This window comes from Sulfurovum sp. (assembly GCF_041551015.1).
Lineage (GTDB): Bacteria > Campylobacterota > Campylobacteria > Campylobacterales > Sulfurovaceae > Sulfurovum.
Map to the genome: position 1 here is coordinate 1 of NZ_JBFENQ010000141.1, position 4,288 is coordinate 4,288.

5 protein-coding genes and 1 pseudogene are annotated in these 4,288 nt (G+C 36.0%); 1 reads left to right on the forward strand and 5 read right to left on the reverse strand.

Annotation, left to right across the window (positions count from 1 at the left end; translation table 11 throughout):
- Positions 1-566: pseudogene (locus ABZC96_RS08565) on the forward strand (hypothetical protein); the annotation flags it as partial.
- A 17-nt stretch (positions 567-583) separates the two neighbouring features.
- Here the strand turns inward: ABZC96_RS08565 and ABZC96_RS08570 are convergent.
- The 5 genes from ABZC96_RS08570 to ABZC96_RS08590 all read right to left on the reverse strand — a co-directional run bounded on the left by ABZC96_RS08570 (position 584) and on the right by ABZC96_RS08590 (position 4,182).
- On the reverse strand, positions 584-937 hold the full coding sequence (locus ABZC96_RS08570) for a cytochrome c (protein ID WP_373030470.1): 354 nt from the start codon (positions 935-937) through the stop codon (positions 584-586).
- 67 nt (positions 938-1,004) lie between these two features.
- Entirely contained in the window at positions 1,005-1,727 is a 723-nt protein-coding gene (truA, locus tag ABZC96_RS08575; RefSeq protein WP_373030471.1) for a tRNA pseudouridine(38-40) synthase TruA, read from the reverse strand.
- A gap of 10 nt (positions 1,728-1,737) precedes the next feature.
- Complete coding sequence (locus tag ABZC96_RS08580; RefSeq protein ID WP_373030473.1) at positions 1,738-2,757, reverse strand: LptF/LptG family permease; 1,020 nt, start codon at positions 2,755-2,757, stop codon at positions 1,738-1,740.
- Positions 2,750-3,496, reverse strand: a complete 747-nt coding sequence (locus tag ABZC96_RS08585; RefSeq protein WP_373030475.1) for an A24 family peptidase — start codon at positions 3,494-3,496, stop codon at positions 2,750-2,752. The genes ABZC96_RS08580 and ABZC96_RS08585 overlap by 8 nt, the downstream gene beginning before the upstream one ends.
- Complete coding sequence (locus ABZC96_RS08590) at positions 3,496-4,182, reverse strand: di-trans,poly-cis-decaprenylcistransferase (RefSeq protein ID WP_373030476.1); 687 nt, start codon at positions 4,180-4,182, stop codon at positions 3,496-3,498. Before ABZC96_RS08590 ends, ABZC96_RS08585 begins: the two co-directional genes overlap by 1 nt.
- Between the last annotated feature and the right edge of the window lie 106 nt (positions 4,183-4,288).

Consider the following 4,288-nt stretch of genomic DNA (forward strand, 5'->3'; position numbering starts at 1 on the left):
TTGGTGCATATTTGACAGGACTAGTAGATGGAAAAGAAGCCTATCCTGCATTGAATGAAGCAGCTAAAGAAGCCCTTGGTGAGCATAAACTTTTAGGAACATATCTGATGTTAGCATCAGGGGTTGTCTTACTTTTTAAACTGTTTTCTATGCTTACAGATAAAAGTATTATCAGAGCCATGTATATTTTGATTCTGATCGTATTTGTTGCAGGTATATTTGAACAGGGTGAAGAGGGTGGAGAACTTGTTTACAAATATGGTATGAATGTTGAACAAGTGAAAGTATTGGATGATGAACTCTTTGACTTGAAAGAGGAACTTGAAGAAGCTACAGCAACAAAAGAAGTTTCAGAAGAAGCAGATAAGACAAAAACGATTAAAATTGAAGAAGAAGTGCCAGCTGTGCAAGATGATCCTAAAACAGCAGTAGAAATGAAACCTGTTCAAACGACAGTGGAAGCAGTAACTGAAAGTGTAAAGATAGAAGTGAAAGAAGACCCTGAATTATTAAAAGTAGAAGGTATGCCAGAAGAGATGGTACAACCGGAAATCGCTACACATTAAGTTCTTACTTTCTCTTATTACGACCCGCCATCTCCTGCGGGTTCATACTCTATCTCATAACGATCTTCATCTACTTTTGTTTCTAAATTTGATAGATACTTAGCCATCTGTTTGGTTTCATTTTCATCCAGAGCTTTGGCAAATGATATCATTATGGTGCCAAAAGCAGAACGAGTCTTTCCATTTTGTAAATCTTTAAGTCTTCTAAGGAGTACATGCTCTCGTACTCCTTGTAGTCTGGGAGATGCACCCATACCTTCTCCATACATTCCATGGCACCCATTACAACCATTTTTTAAATAGAGGGCTTCCATTTCGCTATTGGCGGAAGAGAACAGTGATAAGGCAGTAAAAAGAAAGAGTTTCTTCAACGTATGTTTCCTTTGTGATATGATGACATTCTAACGAAAAAAAGTGGATAGAAAATAAAAAGAATCATCAATAGATAATTTTTGCCAAATAAAGTCCCTCTGGAGGAGCCAGTTTAGTGGTATGTTTTTTTTGACAGTTTAACTGTTCTTGAAGTTCCATCTCACTCATATCACCTCTGGCACAAAGCATTGCAGCATCCACCATTATACGTACCTGTGAACGCAAAAATCCATTGGATTGAAAATATATAAAATGATAGCCATTTCGTTCTCTATAGTCTGTACGATATATTTCTCGAACAGTGGTGTGTGTAACAGTACCTGTTTTATGAAAAAAATTAAAATCATGTTTCCCCTCAAATGTCTTGAGTGCTTTTATCAGTAACTCAGGATTGAATTCTTGATAATATGAAACATATTTTTGTTCAAATACAGAAGGTTTTTGTGTTTTAAATACATATCGGTAGATTCTTTTTTTAGCAGAAAATCGTGCATGAAAATCATTTGGTACAAGAGAGATATGTTTAAAAAAGATATCAGTTAATTTTCGATTTAAATTGAGTTTTAGTTTTTCCAGATCATTCCAGAATTCCGGTAGGTCAAAGTGTATGACTTGACCTGTAGCATGTACCCCAGCATCGGTTCTTCCACTTCCAACGATTGGTGAGTGTATCTGCAAAGAGGAAAGTGCCTCTTGTATGGCTGCAGTAATGGTCGTGTTTGTAGATCTTTGTTTTTGAAAGCCTTGATACTGACTTCCATCATAACTTATGACGGCTTTTACACGCATAAACAGCCCATTAAAAGAACTTGGCTACACGTTTGTTAAAGAGCCATTGACCGAGTATCATGACGATCATAACGGATATAACCAATAGTAGAGGCGTTCCCCATTTTTCCAAAGAAGACGCGATCATATAGAAGAATAGTGTAGTGATAAAGATAACTACAAATGAGCGGTTTGACTGATAGCGTGGGTTTATCATTGTAAAAGAAGCAACAAGATAAACTGAAAGAAAAGGGATGAGACTTATAAAAATAAAAAACAACATTTTATGCATTAACTTTTGGTTGCTTTGCACATCACTCCAGTATGATATGACACTTTTAAATTGAAACCCTTTTTTTGGTGAATTATCAAAAACTTCTACTGTTTCGTATTCTGCTTGTTGCAGTTTTTTGTCTGCGTAAGTATAACCATACCCTTTATGCAAAAGTAAAGAAGTCACATTTTCATCACGGTTGATTTGACCTGTTTGAGATGAAAAGAACTGTTCATCTGCTTTATTTGTACGATTATAGATGACGATATCATGAAAAGTATCATCTGTTTTCTCTTTGACATACATATAATAGTTTCCAAATTTCTGACCTAACTCTCCTGGAACGATGTTTAGTTTTGCTTCACTTCTTTTCTCTTCTTTGAATGCTTTATAGAATTGTTTACTCAGTGGCATAGCGAGTAAGGATATGGTAGCCAATAGGAGAGAGAAAAGAAGACCAAGCAGCATTAAACTTCTGAGTATCTTTTTTGATTTTAGACCTAGTGCATAGAGTGCTATAAGCTCATTACCTTGGGAAAGATTAATGAGTACAGTAGCCAATGCAGCAATAAAAGAGAGGGGTAGCGTATAAAAAATAATCTCTGGTATAGAATAACTGTAAAGTAAGATCAATTCTCCAACATCAATCTGTATTTTAGAGGTCAGTGCAGATATTCTCACTAAAAATACGAGAGATATAATAATGAAAAATGGCAGAAATATCGTCAGAAATGACTTTGTAAAGTTTGATGATATATAGCCTCTTACATTAACCATAGATAATCATTTCCAAAAGTTGTGTAGCTTGTGTATCATAGAGGTATACAATAAATGTAGCTAAGGCCAAGAAAGGAACAAAAGGTACTCCTTTTTCCCTCCAAATGAGTGCAGGTATCATCGCTAGAAGCGCTGATAGAAAGAGTGCGACAAAAAAGTTTGGAAATCCAAGGAGAGCACCCATGGTTCCAGCTACGATGACATCTGCACCACCCATAGCCTGTTTTCTGGCAATGAGTGAAGAGAGTAAGCCTATAAGGTAAAGTCCGCCTGCTGCAATACTTGCATAGAGAAGTGCCATCAGAAATTCAGGTTGAACAAGAGCAAAAATAAGTGCAGCAAAGTTGACATTGTCAGGTACTGCCATATATTTGAAGTCAATCATCACAAGCGCAAACAATGCAGCAAATGAAGCAGCAATGAATGGTAGATACCAGACTAATCCCAATTTGAAATAGAGTGCAACAAATATGACACCTGTAAGAAATTCAACGACAGGGTATTGTGCAGATATTTTCTCTTTACAAAAATAACATTTTCCTCTTAAGAATAACCATGAGAAGATAGGGATATTATGCCACCATTTCAAACTATTATGACAGCTTTGGCATTTGGATGAAGGAAAGACAATACTTTCCCCTTTTGGTATACGGTAGATGACAACATTTAAAAAAGAACCTATCATTGCGCCAAAGATAAATACGATCATGGCTATTTCTATCAAAATTGTTTCTGTCATTATATTCCTCCAAAACGTCTGCTACGTTGTTCATAATTCTCTATAATTTCACGCATCTCTTTGGCTGTGAAGTCAGGCCAAAGTGTTGGTGTAAAGTACAACTCAGCATAACTTAATTGCCAGAGTAAAAAGTTGGAAACACGTTCTTCACCACTGGTGCGTATGAGTAGATCTATATCACTATAAGGTGTTTGTAAAGCAGAAGATATATCTTCTTCCGTAAGATGAGATTTTCCCTGTTCGATAAGGGTATTGACCGCATAGGTTATCTCGGCACGCCCACCATAATTGAGCGCAAGAACTTGAGTAAGGCTTGTATTGTTTTTAGTCAGTTCTTCGGTCTCTTTGATACGTTTTTGTAAAGATTTTGAAAATGAGGTAAGATCTCCAATTGCCTGAAAACGAATATTATGTTCCTGATAGGTTGCAAGTTCATCTTTAAGATATTTATCTAGCATTTTCATAAGGAATTCAACTTCTAATTTAGGACGCTTCCAGTTTTCTGTACTAAAAGCATAGAAAGTGGCAGTCTCTATTGTTGGATATTTGGCACAATACCTAGTGATCTCACGGATTATTTCAGCTCCTTGTTCATGCCCTTTGGTACGATTGAGACCACGTTTTTTAGCCCATCTTCCATTACCGTCCATAATAATAGCGAGATGTTTTAAAATATGTTTAGACATTTATTTCTTCTTTATGGATGAGTTTTTTGGATTCATCCAATATCTTACCGGAGAGAGTGAGTTTATCTGCACGTCCTAAAGCAATTTGTGTATCTTTAGTAATAAA